Annotated in this window: 30 protein-coding genes and 1 pseudogene; 23 read left to right on the top strand and 8 right to left on the bottom strand. The window is 51.4% G+C overall.

Going from position 1 to position 21,178, the window contains the following annotated elements; genetic code table 11:
• Positions 1 to 2 precede the first annotated feature (2 nt).
• The 8 genes from P0G09_RS12965 to P0G09_RS13000 all read right to left on the bottom strand — a co-directional run bounded on the left by P0G09_RS12965 (position 3) and on the right by P0G09_RS13000 (position 4,899).
• Positions 3 to 368: a helix-turn-helix domain-containing protein gene (locus tag P0G09_RS12965; RefSeq protein ID WP_113993110.1), complete on the bottom strand. Its 366-nt coding sequence runs from the start codon at positions 366 to 368 to the stop codon at positions 3 to 5.
• A 113-nt stretch (positions 369 to 481) separates the two neighbouring features.
• Positions 482 to 1,291 carry a DUF6551 family protein gene (locus tag P0G09_RS12970; protein WP_097775162.1) on the bottom strand — a complete coding sequence of 270 codons (810 nt, stop codon included), beginning with the start codon at positions 1,289 to 1,291 and terminating at the stop codon, positions 482 to 484.
• A complete protein-coding gene (locus tag P0G09_RS12975; RefSeq protein WP_097771475.1) occupies positions 1,282 to 1,956 on the bottom strand; it encodes a type II toxin-antitoxin system PemK/MazF family toxin in 675 nt (224 codons plus the stop codon). Before P0G09_RS12975 ends, P0G09_RS12970 begins: the two co-directional genes overlap by 10 nt.
• A gap of 86 nt (positions 1,957 to 2,042) precedes the next feature.
• On the bottom strand, positions 2,043 to 2,270 hold the full coding sequence (locus tag P0G09_RS12980; RefSeq protein WP_097775161.1) for a hypothetical protein: 228 nt from the start codon (positions 2,268 to 2,270) through the stop codon (positions 2,043 to 2,045).
• Between the two features lie 374 nt (positions 2,271 to 2,644).
• Positions 2,645 to 3,136 carry a sigma-70 family RNA polymerase sigma factor gene (locus P0G09_RS12985; protein ID WP_015565818.1) on the bottom strand — a complete coding sequence of 164 codons (492 nt, stop codon included), beginning with the start codon at positions 3,134 to 3,136 and terminating at the stop codon, positions 2,645 to 2,647.
• A gap of 533 nt (positions 3,137 to 3,669) precedes the next feature.
• On the bottom strand, positions 3,670 to 4,377 hold the full coding sequence (locus tag P0G09_RS12990; RefSeq protein WP_097784816.1) for an ImmA/IrrE family metallo-endopeptidase: 708 nt from the start codon (positions 4,375 to 4,377) through the stop codon (positions 3,670 to 3,672).
• Complete coding sequence (locus tag P0G09_RS12995; RefSeq protein ID WP_097775158.1) at positions 4,377 to 4,658, bottom strand: hypothetical protein; 282 nt, start codon at positions 4,656 to 4,658, stop codon at positions 4,377 to 4,379. The genes P0G09_RS12990 and P0G09_RS12995 overlap by 1 nt, the downstream gene beginning before the upstream one ends.
• A 43-nt stretch (positions 4,659 to 4,701) precedes the next feature.
• Positions 4,702 to 4,899 carry a hypothetical protein gene (locus P0G09_RS13000; RefSeq protein WP_097775157.1) on the bottom strand — a complete coding sequence of 66 codons (198 nt, stop codon included), beginning with the start codon at positions 4,897 to 4,899 and terminating at the stop codon, positions 4,702 to 4,704.
• 209 nt (positions 4,900 to 5,108) lie between these two features.
• On the opposite strand from P0G09_RS13000, the gene P0G09_RS13005 reads away from it, so the two are divergent.
• The 23 genes and pseudogenes from P0G09_RS13005 to P0G09_RS13115 all read left to right on the top strand — a co-directional run bounded on the left by P0G09_RS13005 (position 5,109) and on the right by P0G09_RS13115 (position 21,178).
• On the top strand, positions 5,109 to 5,936 hold the full coding sequence (locus tag P0G09_RS13005) for a LexA family transcriptional regulator (RefSeq protein WP_097776430.1): 828 nt from the start codon (positions 5,109 to 5,111) through the stop codon (positions 5,934 to 5,936).
• A gap of 19 nt (positions 5,937 to 5,955) precedes the next feature.
• The gene (locus tag P0G09_RS13010; RefSeq protein ID WP_223383275.1) at positions 5,956 to 6,159 is read left to right on the top strand and encodes a helix-turn-helix transcriptional regulator; all 204 of its coding nucleotides are present in this window, start codon (positions 5,956 to 5,958) and stop codon (positions 6,157 to 6,159) included.
• Positions 6,160 to 6,434: 275 nt separating this feature from the next.
• Positions 6,435 to 6,770, top strand: a complete 336-nt coding sequence (locus tag P0G09_RS13015) for a hypothetical protein (RefSeq protein WP_015565819.1) — start codon at positions 6,435 to 6,437, stop codon at positions 6,768 to 6,770.
• A 260-nt stretch (positions 6,771 to 7,030) separates the two neighbouring features.
• Complete coding sequence (locus P0G09_RS13020) at positions 7,031 to 7,750, top strand: DUF975 family protein (RefSeq protein WP_242990387.1); 720 nt, start codon at positions 7,031 to 7,033, stop codon at positions 7,748 to 7,750.
• A 7-nt stretch (positions 7,751 to 7,757) separates the two neighbouring features.
• Positions 7,758 to 8,069 (top strand): annotated as a pseudogene (locus P0G09_RS13025) (SLOG family protein); the annotation flags it as partial.
• A 107-nt stretch (positions 8,070 to 8,176) separates the two neighbouring features.
• On the top strand, positions 8,177 to 8,347 hold the full coding sequence (locus tag P0G09_RS13030; RefSeq protein ID WP_008723379.1) for a hypothetical protein: 171 nt from the start codon (positions 8,177 to 8,179) through the stop codon (positions 8,345 to 8,347).
• A gap of 15 nt (positions 8,348 to 8,362) precedes the next feature.
• Entirely contained in the window at positions 8,363 to 9,478 is a 1,116-nt protein-coding gene (locus P0G09_RS13035; RefSeq protein ID WP_117528113.1) for a hypothetical protein, read from the top strand.
• Positions 9,479 to 9,539: 61 nt separating this feature from the next.
• Entirely contained in the window at positions 9,540 to 9,839 is a 300-nt protein-coding gene (locus tag P0G09_RS13040; RefSeq protein WP_117528111.1) for a hypothetical protein, read from the top strand.
• Positions 9,836 to 10,348, top strand: coding sequence for a hypothetical protein (locus P0G09_RS13045; protein WP_242993151.1), 513 nt, complete (start codon positions 9,836 to 9,838; stop codon positions 10,346 to 10,348). Before P0G09_RS13040 ends, P0G09_RS13045 begins: the two co-directional genes overlap by 4 nt.
• Complete coding sequence (locus P0G09_RS13050) at positions 10,345 to 10,578, top strand: immunity 17 family protein (protein WP_006773021.1); 234 nt, start codon at positions 10,345 to 10,347, stop codon at positions 10,576 to 10,578. The genes P0G09_RS13045 and P0G09_RS13050 overlap by 4 nt, the downstream gene beginning before the upstream one ends.
• A 13-nt stretch (positions 10,579 to 10,591) precedes the next feature.
• A complete protein-coding gene (locus P0G09_RS13055) occupies positions 10,592 to 11,134 on the top strand; it encodes a hypothetical protein (RefSeq protein WP_217297650.1) in 543 nt (180 codons plus the stop codon).
• A gap of 77 nt (positions 11,135 to 11,211) precedes the next feature.
• Positions 11,212 to 11,589 carry a hypothetical protein gene (locus tag P0G09_RS13060; protein WP_275252885.1) on the top strand — a complete coding sequence of 126 codons (378 nt, stop codon included), beginning with the start codon at positions 11,212 to 11,214 and terminating at the stop codon, positions 11,587 to 11,589.
• Entirely contained in the window at positions 11,525 to 12,604 is a 1,080-nt protein-coding gene (locus P0G09_RS13065) for an ankyrin repeat domain-containing protein (RefSeq protein ID WP_217297648.1), read from the top strand. Before P0G09_RS13060 ends, P0G09_RS13065 begins: the two co-directional genes overlap by 65 nt.
• A 12-nt stretch (positions 12,605 to 12,616) precedes the next feature.
• Positions 12,617 to 13,456: a DUF2262 domain-containing protein gene (locus P0G09_RS13070; protein ID WP_217297646.1), complete on the top strand. Its 840-nt coding sequence runs from the start codon at positions 12,617 to 12,619 to the stop codon at positions 13,454 to 13,456.
• A 9-nt stretch (positions 13,457 to 13,465) separates the two neighbouring features.
• Complete coding sequence (locus P0G09_RS13075; RefSeq protein WP_006773016.1) at positions 13,466 to 13,876, top strand: hypothetical protein; 411 nt, start codon at positions 13,466 to 13,468, stop codon at positions 13,874 to 13,876.
• Between the two features lie 49 nt (positions 13,877 to 13,925).
• The gene (locus tag P0G09_RS13080; protein ID WP_118553539.1) at positions 13,926 to 14,528 is read left to right on the top strand and encodes a hypothetical protein; all 603 of its coding nucleotides are present in this window, start codon (positions 13,926 to 13,928) and stop codon (positions 14,526 to 14,528) included.
• 22 nt (positions 14,529 to 14,550) lie between these two features.
• On the top strand, positions 14,551 to 15,105 hold the full coding sequence (locus tag P0G09_RS13085) for an SUKH-3 domain-containing protein (protein WP_217297644.1): 555 nt from the start codon (positions 14,551 to 14,553) through the stop codon (positions 15,103 to 15,105).
• Positions 15,106 to 15,131: 26 nt separating this feature from the next.
• Positions 15,132 to 17,564: a hypothetical protein gene (locus P0G09_RS13090; protein WP_217297643.1), complete on the top strand. Its 2,433-nt coding sequence runs from the start codon at positions 15,132 to 15,134 to the stop codon at positions 17,562 to 17,564.
• A gap of 9 nt (positions 17,565 to 17,573) precedes the next feature.
• Positions 17,574 to 18,599, top strand: coding sequence for a hypothetical protein (locus tag P0G09_RS13095; protein WP_118553536.1), 1,026 nt, complete (start codon positions 17,574 to 17,576; stop codon positions 18,597 to 18,599).
• Positions 18,600 to 18,641: 42 nt separating this feature from the next.
• Positions 18,642 to 19,019: a hypothetical protein gene (locus tag P0G09_RS13100; RefSeq protein WP_118553535.1), complete on the top strand. Its 378-nt coding sequence runs from the start codon at positions 18,642 to 18,644 to the stop codon at positions 19,017 to 19,019.
• Positions 19,020 to 19,065: 46 nt separating this feature from the next.
• Complete coding sequence (locus tag P0G09_RS13105) at positions 19,066 to 19,764, top strand: hypothetical protein (protein WP_217297641.1); 699 nt, start codon at positions 19,066 to 19,068, stop codon at positions 19,762 to 19,764.
• 14 nt (positions 19,765 to 19,778) lie between these two features.
• The gene (locus tag P0G09_RS13110) at positions 19,779 to 20,189 is read left to right on the top strand and encodes a hypothetical protein (RefSeq protein ID WP_217297639.1); all 411 of its coding nucleotides are present in this window, start codon (positions 19,779 to 19,781) and stop codon (positions 20,187 to 20,189) included.
• 11 nt (positions 20,190 to 20,200) lie between these two features.
• Complete coding sequence (locus tag P0G09_RS13115; protein ID WP_217297637.1) at positions 20,201 to 21,178, top strand: hypothetical protein; 978 nt, start codon at positions 20,201 to 20,203, stop codon at positions 21,176 to 21,178.

Raw genomic sequence — 21,178 nt, forward strand, 5'->3', positions numbered from 1 at the left:
AGTTATGCTCCTTTCTGTTCGCAGCCAAACGTCCTTTGCTTAGGCATCATAAGTTTAGAAGATTCTGGAGTGTTTTGCAAGGATGGCACAAGGGAGTTTGAAAGGTGCATCCCTCCAAGTTGCCGATCCTGATCGAGCAGGTACTCTACCACGCAGAGTTTTGGTATCTTATAGCTGCGTCCTACACGCGCCGAGTGGATCTTATTCTGCTTGACCAACAGATACGCATTCTTCCGGCAGATGCCAAGCATTTCCTGAAGATGCTCCACCGTCACCACATCCGGGTAGTCCTTGAACATCGTCAGATACCTCTCCGTCTTTCGGTCAGGCTCTTCCTGAATCAAAGTGCAGGCTGCGATCTCGCTCATTCCTGTCCTCTCTTTCTAGTTCAATATGTCGATTATTCAGCAGAAAATACTATATGTAAAGTGTGATGGTCTTTTTCGGGAACCATCTCACTTGCCAAAGGAGATATTCGAGCTTAGAACTTCATCGGCAGTGCGTCTTTCCTGCACTTGCCGTTGTAGGTGGTGTAGATGGGGTAAACGTACCGCCGCCAGCCCGGAAGCTTGGCGGGGTTATCCCGGCTGACACGGTAGAGCTCCATGGGATGGACGCCGCTCAGCGCACGGACAAGCCGCTCCTCGCTGTACTGCCCATGATACAGCTGCACAAAGTACATCACGCCCCGCAGGACAGCCGCCCGGAAGGAATCCGGTTTGCCCTCCCACGCTTCCACGATGTGCCGCAGAGCTTCGCAGTAGATCTCTTCGCCCAGCTGGTCGTACAGCTTCAGCGCCGTGCCCACGCAGCCGATGCGGTAGTCGCTCAGCTGCATACTGTCGTAGTTGAGGGAAAGCCCCGCCCGGTTAGTGGCTGCGACAAACGCCTTGGAAGGCGCATCGCCGCCCACCACCTTAGCGCGCAGCTTGATGCCCGCCGACAGGGGTGCGGCGTGACCGTTCTGCTCGGCAAAGAGCAGGGCTTCCTGCTCCATCGTCAGACCGGTGTAGACCTTGCAGAGGATCGGGCGGTCCTCGCCGCCGTTGAGGAGGATGCAGCCCTCGATGGTGTGCTGCCCATCCATTACATAGTACCTGCCGTTGCGGAAGCTGACCTTCGGCTCGTTAACGATGTACTCGTTGAAGTCCCTTGCAATCAGCTCCACCCTCTTGCGCTCTACGCCCCGCTGGTAGATCTCGCGGGGATAGATCAGCTTGCTGCTGTGGATGACCGAAAGCTGGTACGGCGGGTTGATACCAATGAAAGTATTGTTGTCGTTCAGGCGCATCGCATTTCCTCCTTGATTCTCCAAATGTACTTCTCGGCTTCCTCTAAGATCTCAGTCACCTGCTGCTTCCGCTTCGGGCTGGTGAGCAGGCTGGGATTGAAGGTGAAGCTATATTCGAGCCGCTGGATCATGGCATGAACCGCGGATTGCAGTTCGGTGTACAGCATCATTTCCTCGATGCTTCCGGCGTTCTCAAAGGACGACCGGATGGGCGTATAGGGGTAGACAGGCGGTTTGCCATCCACCACCTCAGGCGGCGCATAAACCGCCGTAGAGCGCCGGATAGGCTCTATCTGCTGGATGCTGCCCATAGGGTTCAGCGCAAGGCTGATGCGAACCGCATCATCCACCCGGCGCATCTCCTCTGGGGTCAGATGCCCCAGATACTTCAGTGCCCGGCTTTTGTCGATGGTGAAGATCTGCTCTGCCTGCACAACGGACGGCATATTCAACCCTGCGTTTTCCAACAGGCAGTGGGTCGGCTGGTTTACTTTCTTTTCCGCCTTGCTTGTCATGGTCGCAACGATCAGGGTCGGAGAGTGATAATTGCCCACGTCATTCTGAAGAATGACCGCCGGGCGGTCACCGTGCTGTTCCGAGCCGGTGCTCGCCCCGAAATGGGTGAAGAAGATGTCTCCGCGTTGGAATTTCCAGTTTTGCTGCAAAATTGTACCTCCATGTTGTTATGTGCAAAGCCCGCTGCCGGATGTTCCGCAACGAGCTTCGTTCAAGGTATGGTGGTATGGTTGGGTCAGCGGTGCATGACCACATAATCATAGCCGCGCCGCATCTGGCAGACGGTGCATGTGTCCATGCTCCGGTCTGGGCTGGGTACAAGCGCGATTTTGAAAGCCTTTGCATCCACAAAGTGCCGCAGACAGGTACCGCAGAGAGTTCGGATGGACTTGACCATCTCAGGGGTCAGCTCCATCTCCTCGTAGATCTCCTGCTCGCGCACCGTGGGGTTCAACTCGTCCATAAAAGTGTCCTCCTATGTATCAAAAGTGAATATTCGGATAAAGAATAAATAAGAGTACGTAAAAAAACGGGAACTGCCGGATGCGTGGAACGTACCCGACAGTTCCCGGATCAATATGATTAAAGGTCTCGCATATTCGCCCTCGGCTCCCTGCGAGTGGGGCATGAACATCTGGCAGCGGACTTGTACCGCTTCATTGGCATTTCAGCCACCCCGTCTGCTTTGTGACCGGGCCGCGAATTACGGAAGTATCATTATCGGAGTACCAGATGACGGAACTATTCAGTTTTCAAGGTCCCTGAGGTCGGACGTTTCGCCCTGCGGCAGGTGCCGCTTGGGAAATTGTCCTCTCACTTGGTAGCCGACGAGAAAGGTCAATTCGTAGCATTGAAATTGAAGTTTTTCAAAAATTTAGTAATTCTCTTGATTTTGATACTAATAGTGGGCCGAGATACGCCGTAGACTTTAGAAATTTCAGTGATGTCGTATCCCTCGTAAGCGTACATGGTGATGATTTCCAAATCTTCGGTTTTCAAAGTTTCGAGTGCAGTAAGCAACTGCTCGTTCTCAATCTCACCAATCCATGCAAAACGGCTTTTAGTTTCGTGGTAAGTATCTGTCACGGTAATCGCATCCTGATAGCGTAGCATCAAAGGCGACGCTTCTTCCTCAGAGCTTTCATACGCAGGAGCGGTGAATTCCTGCGTCCGCTCGATAAAGGTACGCTCCGAATTGAATTGCTGACGGTCATAATCGTACATCTTCTGGATGGCCTCTTTCGTCATTCCCGCAGCTGCGTACTCGATGCGCAACTTTTCCCAGTGTGCTTCAAACTTCTTCAACTCATAGCCTTTATTAAAAGACATCGTAAACCTCCAAATTTTCGATAAGTCGTAAAAAGTCGAAAATTTGGAAGGCTACGGATATTTCGCCGCTTGGGGCATCCATGAAAAACGGACAAACATAAAGCCTGCTCCTTTTTACGGGAGCAGGCTACCTGAAGGCTAAAAAAATAGCCGGACAACCAACTAACAGAGCGGTTCTAAAGCAGAATCACTCTATCAGCTGTTGCCCGGCTATTTGGTGCGCGTTTCATACATTGCCTTGCGGCAATGGCCCGTTGCTCGGTGACGAACAGTCCATATTCAGGGTGCAATGCACCCGATTTTTGAAATTGTGGTTTGTCTAAAAAAGTCAGCGTCTGCGGTAGGCTAAGTCAACTGTTGCTATGTTACCGCACTTGAGGCACTTTATGCTGATAGAGCCTGAACAGCTCTCGTTTTTTTGGTAGAGCTTGTGTCCGCAAACCGGACAAAACCTCCAGCCAATGCTGAATTGTGCCTGCTGTATATTGTTCAGCGGTTTACTCTTAAAAGAGCGATTATTTGACCAAGTCATATTATTCTCCAAATCGAATGACGTCCAATGGATGGCAGTGGATGGGTTTTCCGTTGATGACCTGCATCTGCTGTAATCTGATCCTGATCGCAGACCACGATACCCCGATCCGTGCAGCCATCTCCAGAATTCTTTCATAGTTCGGGTCCGATGCGGATTTGTACAGGATTCCATTTGGCAGGCACAGCGCTGCACGTTCTATTTCGGCGTTGACCAGAAATGTTGGCATCAGCAGCTCCGCTGCAAGGGTATTCGCCTGCCATTCTTCCCATGAGGGCTGTCCGTTTCGTTCCCGATAGGCAATGTGCCCACGGCACTTGACTGCTTTTCCGTAGTCGTTCGGAAACAGGTCAGCCAGTATATGGTGCGCCGCTTCATGCGCTATCGTGAAATTCCGGCATCCGGTGCAGCTGTCTGACGCAAGGGCGGAATCGATTACAACGTCCTTCGGCATGAACACCTCCACAAGCTTTGTCCCGTCCCCCAAGGTTACGGTAAAACCGCATTTCTGGAAAACAGTCAGTCCTAGAATACTTCCATCGCTGCATAGCGGCAGCATTTTCACATTCAGCCCAAGAACAGAACTTGCGAGCCGTTCAGGGTCAATGGGTTCTGGGTCATCTTTACTGATCCCGAAACGGGTATAGTACTGGTCGATATACTTACCCGCTATGTGCGAAAGATCTGCGCGGGATAAGTATCTTGCCATTACGAAGCACAGCTTTCCGGCACGGAGCAGTAGGCTTCCACGAACCACTTGCCCCGTTCAAGCCAAAGATTCCGCTTCTGACCGCAGATCAGGCAGGTGAAGCAGTGACCTTTTCCGCCTAGGCGTGATGTCCCATGTTTGACTGCCAAGACACGATCAATTCCATAAGTGTGAGCCTTGTCATAGTTTATGGCAAGAGGGCGGATCTTACCGTCAGGAGTAAAACGAACGTCCACTTCGACGTATCTTTTCTCACGGCGAAGGTTGTAATCACCACACATCAGAATTCCTCCTTTTTGCGGATTTATCAAAACACGGCGTGCATTACTTGCGAATCATACTGCGTGCCACGAGCTGTTTTTCGTTCAACAGCGGAACGGACACTGTATGTTTTTTCCACTCATCCATAGAGCAGGTCACTGCTTTGCACAGACGGCATTTTGTCCAGCCACCGGTTTCATCAAGATCCACATCATAATTCATGGTTCCGCACATTGGACATCTTACATTTTCTTTTCTCATAGTATCACCTCGCAAAAAAACGCCAAACAAACACAATCCCATACGAAAATAACACCAAAAGGCTGTTATTTGTGGATTTGGTTTGATTATACACCCACTTTATGGAGATGTCAATTACGAATTTATCGCCATTTTAGAGATTTCCTGTTGATTTCTTATATTTTCTATACTATAATAGAGCTACCGGATCACAAAGGAGTGTTCTTGTTATGAAAAAGAAAACCACGCTCACCAAAATGCACATAGCCCCATCCACAGTGCGCTATGATGCAGTCGCTGCGAGGGATAGCAATGAGGTTGGTCAGATTCTCGCAGGCACACGAAAAAGGAATGGCTATTCACTTGTAACTTTCTCTGAACTTCTCCGTCACTATGGCGTCGATGTCAGTGATAAAGGAATCAGCAAATGGGAAAAAGGCTATACCACTCCTAGCATCTACCAACTAGTTGCAATCTGCTACGCATTGAACATCAAGGAGGGTCCTTCCTACTTTACAAAGAACTTCCAGAAACCCGCCCTTCTAAATGACATCGGGCAAAAAAAAGTCGCTGAGTACGAAATGGACTTGATTGCATCCCGGCGCTACCAGCCAGACGCAGAAGAGCCCGCGGAAATCGACTACATAATGATGCCTGTATCAGAGTTGCCAGTATCGGCAGGTCTAGGAGCTTTTCTTGAGGGTGAAATGTTCCAGCAGATACAAGTGCCTGCCAGTAGCGTTCCGGCTGGTGCCGAGTTCGGGATATATGTTAGCGGTGATAGTATGGAGCCACGCTATCATAACGGACAGATTGTATGGGTGAAGCGCTGCGAAGAACTTGAGTGCGGGGATATCGGGATATTCGTATATGATGACTGTGGATATCTGAAAAAATACGATGAACATACCCCAGACAAATCCCAAGCAGAGTTCCTTACCGACAGCTATGGCGTGGTGCATAACCAACCGGTTTTGGTTTCTCTTAACACCAAATATTCGCCGATCCTTATATCTCCAGAGCAAAGATTCGAGGTTGTTGGAAAAGTTTTGAACTAAAAAGATGGGAGGAGTTTTTGTGGATACGATCAAGCGTGTTCAGGATTTGATGCAAGTGCGTGATATGAATCTATGTGTATTGGCAAAGAAATGCGGAATATCGTACTCCACGATTCAAACCACCGCCCGTCGGGGAGGGCAGTTAAGCGTAGAGACGATTGAAAGAATTTGTCAGGGTTTAGGAATTACATTAAAAGACTTCTTCGATTCCTCCTACCTGTAAATATAGGGGCAGCAAAAAAGCCGTTCGCCACGCTGGAAAATCTGCGTGGTGAACGGCTTTAATACTGCTTCTATTTATCCTTTGGTAATCTCCAGATAAACACTAATCTCCATGATTGTTACCATTGAAGGAATACATTTGCGACGATCTTCGGGCATACCGAATAAGATTTGCATTGGCAGTTGAAGACGGCTCATGTTACCTATTGCAATTCTGACTATTTGGAAATATACTTGTAAGTATCAAATTATTTCACTTTATGGGAGGAAATTATTATGGCAAGACCCAAGGGAAGCAAGAATAAGGCTCGTACTGTAAAGGCCAGCGTTGATTATGTAGCAGTCATTGCAGAAAAGGCTGCAAAAAAAGAGAAAATCGAATCTGAGGTTGCTACGTTGACTGCAAATCTCGATGATCTGAAGACGCAGCTGAAAGCCAAGAAAGCAGAATTGAAAGCCGCCACCAAGGAACTTGCCAAAGCCGAAAACAAAAAAGCTGCCGCCGAAGCAAAAGCAGCAGAAGAAGCAAAGAAGGGCGAAGCAGAAGATGTGCTGAAGAAGCTGCTTGCCAGCGGTATGACGGCTGAAGAAATCCTTGCAAAGCTCCAGTAATGCAATATGATGAACTGGACAAGCTGCTGAAGTAAAGGAAGGGGCTGTTGCACAAGGATAAAACCGGTGTAACAGCCTCTTTTTCATTCATGCTGCAATTTTTTCAGCTTTTCAAACGTATCTAAATTAAAGTGGCATATCATCTTCCTATTTCACAAATCCTTGCCGTTTTCAGACAGGAGGTTGCTTTTATGAAAGTATCTGCCGACTATCGTATGCTCGCTCTCGATGCCCTGCGCGGAAAATAGAAAACTGCTGTTTTGACAGGTATTGCCGCCAGTGCGCTCGGTGCTACCATTGTGAGCAGTTCCAACAGTGCCGTATCCAATTCCAATCAGGCAAAGGACATCCATTTTGAACTGTTCTCCCAGCCCAACGGCGGTCGGCTGCTTGCTGTTCTGCTTGCCGGCATTGTTCTGTGGGCAGTCCTCCAACTGATCGTGGGCGGTGCAGTTCAACTGGGATATGCTCATTTTAATCTGAACCTTGTAGATGGAAATGATGCTGCCATCTCGGACTTGTTCTCTCAGAAAGACCGTCTGTGGGATGGCTTCTGCATGAAATTCCTGCAGGGTCTGTACATCGCCCTCTGGTCGCTGCTGTTGGTGATTCCGGGAATCGTGAAAACATACAGCTATGCGATGACACCTTACATCATGTCCGAGCATCCTTCGCTGACCGCAAATGAAGCGATCACAGAATCCCGGCGGATCATGAATGGCAACAAATGGCGGCTGTTCTGTCTGGATTTCAGCTTCATTGGCTGGGAGCTGCTCTGTTCGGTGCCACTGTATGCCGAGGGTTTTCTGGTTCTCAAATATTTCACCGGTTCAGAGGCTCTGGCGATTTCTCTTGTTCTTCTGCTGACAATTCCATTGAGCATTGGCTTCTTTTTTGTACACCCCTATGAGGAAGCTGCATGGGCTACTTTCTACCGCGATATTACCGCAGCACCTACCGAACCGGATGAAGCATATTGACTTTTATATTAAAATTATCGTTGTAGTTCCCTTCATCGGCTATGACTCTAAATGGCCGGATCAGAGTAAACATAGATTGAAAAAGCTGATCCAAAACGCAAACGATTCTATTGTTATTTCACATTCTGCGGATGTTTCCAGTTATAAAAAAAGAAATTATTATATGGTCGATCATGCAGAGTACCTTATCGGTGTGTTTGATAATCAGAAAAAGCTGCGTTCAGGCACAGCACAGACAGTCAACTATGCCTTGCATCAGGGAAAAGTAATCACTCTGATCCATCCAGACACTATGGAGATAACAGCCCCTGCGCCTTAACAAATTCACAAAAATTTTTCATTAGCATTTCTAACAAAATATTTTCATTGAAGGGGTGCTGTGATATAATAAGATATAAAACTACGCTCAGAACAAATGGTGCCGCTATGAACAAATATATTGGACAGCAATTTGCTGCTTTAAGATACGAAAAAAATATTTTGGTTGTTGAAGAAACTACATCTGCTGGTGGATGCGGCTCCTTCAACGCGGCTTCTTCATGTCCTGCGTCAGCCTGTCTTTATGACAGTGCGGCGTGGGGCTTTTTTATTGCCTGAAAGGAGTATGAGAACATGAGTCTGAAATATACCTGCCCCAGCTGTGGAACCCCATTGGGTTATGAGGGATTGTGTTGGAAATGTAAGTGCGAGCAAGAACGGCAAGCTGCTCTGGCCTGGATGCCGGAACAAATTGTCGAAAAACAAAGAAACTTGATACAGAACATCCAGAGGCTGGCTGATATGGAGGACCCGGAGTTCACCGACTTCTGGCAGCTGCTTGGCTACCATGATGCCATCACCCCGGAGATTCAGCGAGTGGCACTGGCCGCAGAGGTGTTCTGGCCCTGTGAGATCTATTATCATGCTCCCGCCGATGTGCGGGATGGTCTGATCCATGCGCTGTTGTCCGCGGAATATTCCAGCGCGGCCTCCAACCTGATGAGTTGCCTTGCTATGCAAGGAGATGACAAGGCAATGGAGACTCTGCTGGAGCTGGAGCGAAATCCCCGGCCCTGGCGCAAGGGCCTCTATGTAGACCCATCCAGCTATGCGCAGATCGGAGGCTGGACCTTCGACAAGGAGGGCCAGAAAATCCAGCTCAACTTCGATACCTGCTATCCTATGGTCAAAGGAACCACCAGCGAGAAATCTCCCGTCCGCATTGGCCGGGCACGGGAGGACACATGCCCCCACTGTGGCGGACGCATGGTGGACATGCTGGTGCTGGATGGCCGGGATGAGCGGCTGAAATTTCTGGGGTTGGATGGTATTCTGACTGCCACCTGCTGCCCCAACTGTGTGGGATTCTTGAAAGGTCCAGCCTTTAACAGTTTTACCCTGGATGGCGGCGTGGAAGTCTTTCCCTCCGAGTTCTTTGACGGGGCGGAGAAAACGGATTGCTATGTCAGTCCCGAGGACTACAAGGCCCTCACGGAAAATCCCTTTGTGCTGGGCGAAGCGCCCGTGCCCCTGTTTTACGGTGCGGCCTGCCAGGATGTGAACACGGTGGGTGGCTTTGCCAACTGGGTACAGGACGCGGAATATACGACCTGCCCCCACTGCGGGAAACCTATGAAATATCTGGCCCAGATTCAGTGGGATACGGTGTTTGACTGTGCGGAGGGCACGCTCTATGTGGAATTCTGCCCGGACTGCCATATCGTGTCCATGCAGCACCAGCAGACCTAAAAAAGTCGCACAGTATGAAAAGAGAAATACCAGCAGGTATTTGCGTAAGGAGGCGTCCACTATGTGCGAGCACTGCCGAAACATTCAAACATGGAGAAAATTTGACGCCCCAAAGGACTATCTGGCCTGTATTGCTTACATTCAGCAGTTGGTGTCGGAGGGGGAATTTGAACTGATGCAAGAGGAATCCACCTGCCCACTGGAGAAGGTAAAGACAGAGGATGGCTGGGCAGACGAAATTATGGCTCACATGATTAGGTGCAAGCACTGCGGCCAGATCTTCACCTGTGTGGTCAACACCTGGCGAGGCAGTGGACACTTCAAAAAAGCAAAGCATGACACAGAAAAGGCGGTGAAATGATGAATCAGGCAGAAAAAGCAGAGCTGCTGGAGCAGCTTGAGCAATGGAATAAGAAGGACGAGTATTCCCGGTGTATCCGGGCCATCGAAGCCATCCCGGAACAGGAGCGGGGCTATCTGCTGACCGTCAAGCTGAGTCGGGCTTACAGCAATCTGGCGGTGCTGGGAGATCATGGAGAGCATGGGACCGACGGTGAAGTGGACGGGGATCTCATCCGACACGCCATTGAGCTGCTGGAGTCCGTCCGCGCCCAGGGTGAGAACGATCCCTACTGGAACTCCCGGATGGGCTATTCCTGCCTGATGGCGTACCGCTCCGCAGCCACCGCCTATGAATACGCAAAATGCTGGCTGGCCCTGGCCCCGGATGACCCAGCCGCCCAAAAGCTGGTTCGGGACTGCGAGGAATATCTTGAGGAGGAAAAAGCCTTGGAAATAGATTTGAAAGAACGGGAGGAATTTATTCGGCGGGAAACTCCCGATGATGAAAAGGGGGTTATATGTAAATGAACAGCGAACAGATCACAGCATTTTTACAAGAGCATTGGTACATTGCCTCGGTGCTCATCGGGGCCGTGATTTTGTTTGGAGCAATCCGCAACTGGAACTGGCTCTGCGACCCCACTGGTACGCGGGATGCCCATCGACACAGCAGAGGATACCGGCGTGTGGTTTTCTTTCTGCTGGGTGTCCTCTTGATTGTGGTGAGTATCTGGGGATTTGTGCTGAAATTGAAATAGGAGGAGAAAGACTATGATGACTGAGAAATATCCCACCTGGCTCATCGGCCATGTGAAAGAATGGGCGGAGAAGCGTTTGCCCACCGTGATACTTTGTTCCACCACCGGCAATGAACTGCTGGAGGTTTGGTATTACGGAGAACTGCTCACGGTGAAAGGAGAACCCCAATCCTATATCATAGATAGCGACGAGGCCCCCGGACTGGTGACAGCCCGTGACCCGGAGAGCGGCGAGGAGTTCGTCATCTTTGACGGTGGACGGCATGGCTACGACAATATGTTCTGCGATGAACATGATCCATCCGAGCTGGAGCACCGCCCCCTCAAGCGGTATGAGATCCCCGCCTCCAAGTTGGTGCTGGAGCTGGGGTACAGCATTGACTATGAGGACGAAAAAGAGAACTTTGAACCGGATGAGGCGGATACCGTGGAACTAATCAACGGTGAACGGATGCCGTGGGAGCAGGCCAAGCGGGACGGCATCGACTATATCGCCCTTTACTATGTGAACGAGAAAGGAAAACCAGTCCAGATCCTGGACGCAGAGCTGGCCTGAGTATACCGCAGCCAGATGACGGGATAAAGGAGGGCGACAGCGTGATCAGGACAGATGAAAACCGGGCGGTGCTCCATGTGGAGGTCATCTTCTGGAGCGGCAAACGAAAAATACCACCCAGCCTGGTCAGCGGAAAGTATTGTCCCCATTTTGTGGTCACAGGAACTACAGAATATTTGGGTGTATGCTTTCTGGACGGAACCGAGTGTACATTTGATACACCAGCTTTGGGAAATGCCCAACCCCTATATCCAGATACCATTGACTATGCCCCGCTGGAAAACAATGCGGAATTTTTGATCTATGAGGGAGCCAATGCCGTTGGCAAGGGCCGGGTGCTGGGCCGAACCGTTCCCTATAAAGTGAAACAACAACGAAAGCAGGTGCCTTATGTACCAAATTGCATATATTGGCCGCTGGGAGACCCTCCCGGAAACGGCTGCCGCCATCTGTGACCATGACACTCCCAAGCTGGAGGCGCTGCTCCAAGGCGGTCTGGATTTAGATGTTCCCATCCAGCTCAGCGAATACATCAAGCTGATGCCATTGGAGATTGCGGTTTTTCGGAATGATGTGCCCATGATCCACTTCCTGCTGGAGCATGGAGCTGATCCCGGTCTGGCAGAGGAACAGCCCCTGCTGCTCACCGCCGCCCGCTGTTGTGGGCCGGAGGTGGTGGCGCTCTTTGCTGGACAGGCCGCAAAACTCAGCTCGAAGCAGAAAGAGCGGGCCTTCCAGGAAGTGCGCTGGGGCAAGCGCCCGGAGAATATCCAGGTGCTGGAGCAAGCTGGGATCACAGTGAACAAGTTTGGCGGCGAGGCATTCCGGGCCGCTGTGTCTGAGGGCAATGCCAAACTTGCCCAGCTGCTTCTGGAAAAAGGGGCAGACATCAATTACCACAAGCCGGACATGGTGTTTCCGAACGCCTCTACCCCTGTCACCGAGGCCGCCCGCTCCAACAATTTCTCCATGGTGCGCTGGCTGGTGGAACAGGGAGCGAATATCACCCTTGTTGACAAATACGGCGACCGGCCTTACAGTGTGGCAGTTCAAAACAAGAATCAAGAGATGGCCGACTACCTGAAGGCGCTGGAGCCGGAGGACTGGCACAACGAACAAGAAAAGGTCCGGCAGCTTATGCCCTACAAGCTGCCTGCCAAGTTGGTGGAATACTTGAAAACCGGCCCCCTGCGTTTGGAATTCCCGGAGCAGGAATGGGTGAAATGGGCGGAGCTGTACGCCTACATGGATGTGCAGGAGATGACCTGGAAACGGAAGAAGCTGCTCTCCCTCATGGTGCAGATGGACAACTACAGCGACTATCTGCTGCTGTGGAGCCCCAGGGACAAAAAGCTGTGGTATCTGGACATAGAGCATGAGGAATTCCACCCTCTGGCCAAATGGGATGACTTCATCGCAGATCCCGGCCGGTATCTGAACGGGATGATCGAGGGCGAGTTTGAGAAATGAGGAGAATGATCTATGTTCGAAGAATTCTATGAGATGTATGAGACCGAGGAGCAGGAAGTGGTCGCTCTGATCAATCGCTGCATCGGAGGCGGATTTAACTGGAAAGGCAACTTTTGGGAAATGACCGTTGTGACGCTGGGCGTGGTATTTTGTGACACCGGCAAGGTCAGCACCAAAGAGGAGCGGCTGGAGTGGCCGGTCACCGATGAGGAGCGTAACAGCGAAAAGGGCTGGGAACGCTTTCAAAACGAGCAGATCTGCCGCCTGAAGATCCGCCAGATGAAAGAGGAATGGGCAAAGGATCTGGTGGCGTGGCCCTGGTGTATCTCCGAGGTGGTCAAGACCCATGAGGACTGCCCGGAACTTCAGGCCGTTCTGGACGAGTACCACAAGCCGGTGGTGATCCAGGACCAGGTGCTGGGAAAGCTCGAGCTGGACAAGGACCATGATGCCTTTGAGGGTGAGATCCAGTGGCGCGGAAAGGATGTGCTTCTTTCCCTTGAGGTCAATGCGGAGAGCAAGCCCTCCTGGACCCGCGCCCGCAGTGCCGCCAAGAAGTTGCTGGCCGACTGTGAAACTTGGGACAAGGCCATGCGAGAGCTTGCGGCCAAGAACCTGACCGAGCTGGCCAACAACTGGCTCTCCCAGGATGAGGAACCCCCCCGCAATCCGGAAACCGACCCCATCACAGAGGAAGAATTGGCCCGACGGATCAGCCTGACGAGCCTGTCCGTCACCTCCGGTGGCAGCTTCACCGCCTGGTTTGACTGCGACGAGATGTTCACCGACCATGCGGTGACGATCTACGGCTCCTTGAAAAAGGGCCTCAAAACTGCCAACATTGAGGGATAGGAGTTGTCTATGGAAAAAGCGACTGCTGTTAATACCTGCTTAGGTGTTTTGAAGGGACGGGACTGCATCTATCTGGATCAGGTGAAACAGGATGCTCTGAACAATCTGACCTTTACGGGGGACATCAATGGCCATCTAATCTCCCAGTGCAGGGACGAAAAAGACTGGTTTCCCTATACACTCACCTTCCGGCAGGTGCTGGCCTATTTTACCTGTGAATTGGACACCTATGAAAATATGGCTGGGACGGAGTATCTGGATGGCAGTTCCTTCGATTTAATTGAGGACAGCACCTGGCTGAAGTCTCTGCCAGTGCGGGAGGACTTTGACAAAGGCATCTATCGGCACTACCGGCTGTTTACATACGATGATGTTTACAACATCATTGCGGTTTCCTATGAGTTTGCAGCAGAGTTGTAAATGCCTGAAACATGGAAGACCATTGGAGGGATCTATCAAGGAAGGAGGTATGGCGATGAAACAGAATAAGCATCAGTTGGAGCATCTGCCCACACTTCTGGTTCAGCAGATCCGCCTGCAATGGTATAAAGACTGCCGGGGCGGAAATGCGGCCGCACAGCGGAACCAGTATCCCAGAGCCATGCGTCTGCCGAAAGACTTCTTCTCCTATTATCCTTTTGGTCTGCCTACTCACTTTGCATCTATCATACAGAGGCCCGATGGATTTCAGATCGATAGGGACTGTCGTAGGCTGATGGAATGGAAGCCGAATGGCACAATACGGCTTCACCCTTTCGAACTGATTCAGCAGGAGCCCGGAATCCATGTGCGTTACCGCAATGATTGGCACATCGGGGCGATACCGGAGCGATATACCTACGATAAGACCGGGCAGAAACAGCCTCTCAATGAGCTGGCACTGGATTTGATTCCTGGTGATTATGGTCGAGCTGTCTGCAATGGGCGGTTCCGAGACTGGGACACTGGGGTCTGGTATTATGTACTGGATATTTTGAATGTGATGCCGCTTGCAGAACCCACCGACGCATTGACCAGTTTTACGGACAGAGAACCGAATAAGATATATACCCAGATCGATCGGCTGTGGTGACGAAAAACAGGAGGATACTACCATGATCAAAGAACGCATCCCTATCTCTGGCGATCTGGGCAGCAAGGTTAAGCAGCTGATGGAGTACGCCGGGTGGTACGAAGGCCGCAGTGTGGACATCTCCATTGCGGAGCAGTATTACGCCGATCATGGCGTCCCGATGATGAAGACCACCCAGCGGCTTTATCGCAAATATTTCGGCCTGTGCTGCGAGTGGTACTTGGCACAGAAAAAGCTGAAATGGGCAGCTGACTTTGAGTTTGCTTTATTCCCTTACCTAGTCAATGGGATCAAAAACCATTTGGAGGACGCCTATTTCCGGGATATGTCCGGCTGTGAACTGGCAGAGATCGAACAGGCTGCCGGTGAAAAATGCCAGCCTATCGGTCATATCGGCTACTACTACCCGGCAGAGGTTTGGATCTCGGAGTATGGGAAACTGTATGCGAAATATGAGTATCAGGACGAGATCGAGTGCTTTCCCGATGTGTTTGCCCTGATCGAACGGGAACTGCGGCAGTGCAAATTTGATTCCGCTGCCATGAAAACGGTTGAGGCACTGGATAATAAACTTTGAAATCCTCAAAAAGAGGGGGTACTTTTATGCCAGACTGGGCACAAATCATATCTGATGCCTTGGACATTTTGAAATTTGACGGAGCCGTACAGGACACTCTGGCGGAACTGCGAGAAAAATGGGGCGCGCAGGTCCCGGCGCTGCTGGATGAACGCTTTGATGCCGTTGGCGTTCAGTATATGAAGCTATCCCATGAAAAAGGGGCGGCGGCATTGGGGCAGGAGCTGTCTGCCTTCGGCTGGGCGCTGTATAACCTGGATGATGAGGACGAGTATCTGTTTGCCTTGATCCCAGAGGAAGAACGCAGCGAATGGGAACGCTACTGCAAAAAGCAGGGGCAATATTGCCACCTGATGAAACAGCAAGGGCGAAAATGGGGCGACCATGCCAAGGAGCAGGACCCTGGGAAGCTGATGCCCTGCGAGGAATACATACTTCAGGATGAGTACGATTATTTCTTCAACTCCCTGGCGGGTGATTTTGCGGCGGGCGAATGGAAAAACCAGGATGCAGAAGAATGGAAAAACGGCTGTGTGGCCGATCTGCGCCAGCGTCCGCCCCAGGTGACCCGCGCCCACAGTTTGTCGCACCTTGGGTGCCTCACTTATTCCGCAGAAAATGGACTCTATGCCGCGTCCAGAGCCGCTGGCAGCGGGACTATTGGGCGGGCATTACTGAGCAAGAATCCGGCTACCCTCAACTGGTTCGAGCCGTCCCCCATTGGATATGACGGTCCGCCCCGGACCCTGTGCTGGGCTGACCATTCCCTCTGGGTGGGCGATCCCACCAACGCCACACGGATTGAACTCACCGACCGGGGCACCTGTCAGGATGTGAAAAACTGGCCCCTGCCGGAAGATGGATGGAGCACCAAATACCATTGTGGCATCGTGACAGACGGGCTGGGCCGGGTCTACTTTTCCAACGAGTGGTACAAGGGGCAGATTTACCGCTGGGAAAACGGCAAGGTAACAAAACACACCTTCTCTCTGGACGGATACGACCATCTCTCCGAGGCCGTTCCCGTTCCCGGCACAGGCCGCATTACCATGATCCACGCAGTCAGTGGCAAGGGGCGGATGGAAGAATGCCTGCTGGAACTGGACATGGACACCGGGCGGTGCCGCATCGCCCCCCTGCCCGGAATGGGCGAGGGGCTGAAACTTCGCTGGTTTACCGGGGACTGGCTGCTGGTGCAGGGAAACGGCGAAATCCTCTCCGATGACTTTGCTCAGCTCATCAATAGGAACACCTGTGAAGTGCTGCGTATCCGTCCGGGAATGTTCGGCGGGGAGAAAATGCAGCACATTGGAATACTCACCGATGGCACGGTGGTCATCGTTACCCGGCGGGACAGGGTTGGGCCGGTGTTCCGTTATCCCATCGACTTCTGGGGCTTCCTTCGGACGGCAAACAAGCCCAAAAAGCTGGAATGGCGGGAGTACAAAGAAGTATACCAAAATCTGCCCATCTTCCTACCGCCCAAGGCCACAGAGCGAAAAATCATTCTCAAAAAAGACAGCCTGACCATCCTGGGGTCGGTATTTACGCCGCCGTTTACCCTGTCGCAGCTGGCGGAAAAGTTGGGGCCTGCCCACATTGTCCTGCAAAATGGAACACGGAAAAGCCCCATGACTGGCCGAGAGAGTCCCTATACCCAGGCACTTGCTTTGTGGGACGAGCTTGGACTACAGGGCTGGTTGGACGAAGATGAGCAGACCATCAAAACCATTGGTGTCCGGGTAGCGGCACAGGGAGAGTATGCGGTCCGGCAGACATTTGACGGAGCGGTTTGGATCGGGTCCAAGGACTACCGAGAGGCCAGCTGGAAGGATTTCGCCGGATTTGCCCATACCCTCAAATTAGGCGGCTTTACCGTCTATACCCGCTTGCCGGGTCCTGTTTCAGAGGAGCAGTCAGCGCAGAAAGCAAAGCTGGAGGCCCTCTCCGCCATGGTGCAGATCAGCTGGAAAGAGCCAGAGCAAAAGGCGGCGAAAGCACAGAAATACAAGTTATCCAAGCCGACTGAACCAGTGCTCACCTTTACCAGCTTCAACTTCAAGCTGGCGGTCATGGAAGTCCTGATGTACGAGAAAGGCTTACTGGCTCCTAAACTGGATGCCCATGAGTTTGCCAGAGAGTATAGCCGACGCAAAATCGACATTGACACGGAAGGGTATGAACCCATCCCAGAGATTCGGAAGTGGCTGGAGAAATACCCTGTCCCGGAGCGGCTGGCACCGGAGGTCACAGAAATCGAGATGGATGGCGGCAGCGAGATTTATACCCAGCTCTGTCCGTTCTGGGATGGCGAGGATGGAGCCTTTGATCTTAATACCGTTACTGAGGCGGAACTGCGCCAGTTCCCCAATCTCAAACATATTACTCTCATGTCCTCCAAGCCAGAACAGGTGCTGCCGGTTCTGGAACGGTGCAGTATCAAGGTAGACTTGCTGTGAGGTGAAAGTATGAAAGAGAAACTAAAAGTGATAAAGAACTGGGAGTTCGAGGAATTTGAACTGACGGGAACTTCCTTCAAATACAGCCCGACTGGATGCAAGGGTATGGTAGCCCGCAGCGAGGATGAAATTGTGTTTTGGACCTATCATCTCTTGCAAAAGTGCAGCGGCGTTTTGTGGGTCAAAGGCGAAGTTTCCAGGTGGATTCCCAGCCCAGAGCCGAAAGAGCAGCAAGATGTTTGGGAAGTTCCTGTCTTGCTCTCATGCGACAGAGGAATACTGTTGGTTTGCCCAGCCAGTAAATCCCTTTGGTGGATGCCGCAGATGGATGGAGAGTGGATTCCGATCCCCATGGATAACTGGTGTGCCCAGGGTATTCCCAAGCCGGTGGCAGTCACCGGAAGCCATAGCGTTTTCCCTATTGTGTGCCGAGTGGACAACTCCGCTGATGCGACCAACAGTTTTACCAGCCTGACGGTAGACTTTGAAGCCATAACTGCACACTGGGCAGAAAGCGGCTCTTGTGTATACAGCAAAGCAGGAACCCGACAGACCCATTTGGCGGCGGTAGAGCGAGCTGGCGGCAATTTTGCCCAGGCAGACTTTCACTACAACTATCCTATGATTGGCTCCATACTGGAACAGAATGGACAGTTTTATGCCTTTTTGGAAAGCAGCACTATCAATCCGGCGGGTCTTTCTCTCATGGGCTACTATTGGTATCTGGAACTGGAGGAAAACGGACTATTCAAAAAGAAACTGTGGGGTAAAGATAATTTAAGCCGCCTGCCCGGAAAACATGGGATGCGCGGAAAATTCTCCGGTGACAGGACTTGCCTGATCCTATCTCCCATTTTTAAGAATGATGACTGGAAGGGTAAACAAAAGGTGCTGTGCCTTTCGGATTTGGTGCTGATCGACCTTGCCATGCCCCGTGGATACGCTTCCTTCCATGTGCTGGATGTATGGGGAAATCGGGCATTTCTCAGCGATGAGAAAGACAAGCTGGTTCTTTGTGAAATGACCTTGGAGTAGTTATGAGGGCTGAGTATGATAGCGTTGATATGAGGTAAGCCAATGGAATTATTTGCAAAAAGAATGACTTGGGAGCTGGACAATGATGAAGGGCTGTCCTGCCTGTCCTTTGAACTGGAGGATGGTTACTTTACACTCTCCCGCAAGACCGGCGCGGAAGCACTCCGCTTGGAAATGAATGATCCAGCCAATGGTCAGTTGATTGACCCGGACTGTTTTGAATATGCCCTTGATAATACCAGGTTTCGTCTAAATATCATGCGGAACAACCGAAAGGTTCTGCGGTATCTGGAAGAACACCACATCAACACGGAGTTGTATGGAGAAATTGTCCTTCACTACACTCCTCTCAGCAAGCCACAGCTTGAAACATTATCTGCCGTGACTCTCAGGCTGTTTTTCGGTGAACTGCTTTTTTAGGCTGAAACAGAAGTGTCGTTTGCAGAAATCATGCGAGGGGATAACTATGGTTAAAATTCATCGTATTTGGTTCAATACGGAGAGAATGGACAGAGAGGATCACTACAAAATCACATTATTCAGTCGCCCTCGTGTATCTATTCATGTGGACGAGTACATTTGGAGTTTCATCGAAGAAAACATTGTGAAGCCACACAAGCTTATGCGCAGTGAGAAGCATGGGTATCTGTTGGACATTTCGTTTGACCAGTTTGACCCAGCAAAACACCGATATTATCCACTTTCCCCGTACAACGGGCCGCTTCGGGAAGGTGTCGAGATGGACAGCGCAAACAGAAGCTATTTCCGTGAGGACTTTGCAGGCGGCAAGGATCGGACTACCTGGTTCTCTCCCGATAAAATCTGGACAAACTGCGGCAACAAGGTTCTGGATGTCAATATTGATGCCGCCAATGTGAGCGAGAGCATCACCCCCAGAGAATACGCAGAATTGCTGTTCGATGGGATTGGTGCTGCACTGGTGTTTAACTTCAAAAGGCTCAAGCGCGAGGAGTTTGATGAGCTGAAACCCAAGATTGACTGGAGCATCGTAGAAAGCTTTCCCTTTCCAGCAGCCTTTGAGGAGCAGCAGTACATTGGGGACGAGGGCAAAATTCATGTGTATTCCTGGGATGGCCGGCAGGAAACGGACCTTGTAGGCCCCTATTCCGTGCGGGAGTTGTATCTGGAGCATTTCGGAAAATAGTTGGGAGGAATCTGATGAAACGGACAGATATTTATACTGAGGCTCTGATCTGTCTGCGCTCAATCCTTCAGGCAGACCATCCGGAATTCAAGAACTGGATTGACTGGTTGGAGCGGGACATTCAGGACTGGAACCAGCGGCGGGAGGTTACCCATCATCTTCGGGCATACGGTGGTATGGGCTCATTCAATGATCTGCCCAGTATGCGCGGAAATCACGACTACATTTTTGACTTTCTAAAGTCTGTGTGCTATGCCTTCGGCCATCTTTATGGCAAACGGGAAGGCATTTCTCCGGAGGTATTGATGGCGGAGTGCCTCCACGATGTAGAGCAGGCAGCCTATCACCCCCATAAGCCACTGAACCAAGCCATTGCCCAGCACTTGATGCAGGGCGATTTACAGGAAAACCTGGATAGGCTGTAGGAGAACTTACTATGAACGAAAAACTGTCCCGTCCCCAATTCAATCAAATGGACACCACCGAGAAGCAGACACTGATGGAAAGCCTGGCTGCTCGTTATAATATGACCTTTCTTGATCTACATACTTTTGACCGCTGGGGCCAGAGCAGCACCACCGGCATATTCGAAAAAGATGGCCGGAAGTTTGTCTTTGTTCCCGGCGATACCGTCACCCTGGGCTGGGAGCAGTTTGCCGTGGGACTGAATCAGGAGAGCCGGGAGGAATTGGAGTATCTGTTCCGGGAATGGGAAATGGAACCGCAGAACCCAGAGGAGATGATTCGGGAAAGCATGGCTCCCGTTCGGCAGGCGGCCATTGGCCCCATGCTGGTGGGTCGGGAGCTGGAGGAACTCTGCTGGGAGCCAGTCAAGATGGACGATCCCAGGCTGACCGCCCACCCTGACTGGCTGAAGGAGTTCCGGGATTTTGCCTGGAGTGACAGCAGCAGTCTTACCTTGCATCAGTCGGCCCGCATTGAGCGGACGGAAAAGGGCTTTCAGATCTGTATCTATAACCACACAGACTACGATGCGCTTCTTGCCATGCTGGAAAACAGGGGCTTCTCCCTGCCCACGGCGGACGAGTGGGCCTACCTGTGTGGCGGCGGGTGTCGGACCCTGTTTCCATGGGGAGATGGGTTAGACTACTCCATGCGTCTGCACTGGTTTGAGAACATGGATGAGGATGAGAACCGGCCCTATGACATGGAGGAGCCCAACTTCTTCGGCCTGTCCATCGCCTACGATCCCTATATGCGGGAAGTGGTGCAGGCTGATAGGCTTACCACCTGCGGCGGTGACGGCGGATGCAATATCTGCGGTGGGCTGGGCCCATTTCTCGGTTTCCTACCCTGTTCGCCCCACTGTAAGCCAGAAGTGCAGGAGGACAATGAACTAAACGGAGATTATGACTTTTATCGGCCTATCATTCGGTTGGAGAACTATGATTGA

Source organism: Faecalibacterium sp. DFI.5.82 (genome assembly GCF_029076575.1).
Lineage (GTDB): Bacteria > Bacillota > Clostridia > Oscillospirales > Ruminococcaceae > Faecalibacterium > Faecalibacterium duncaniae.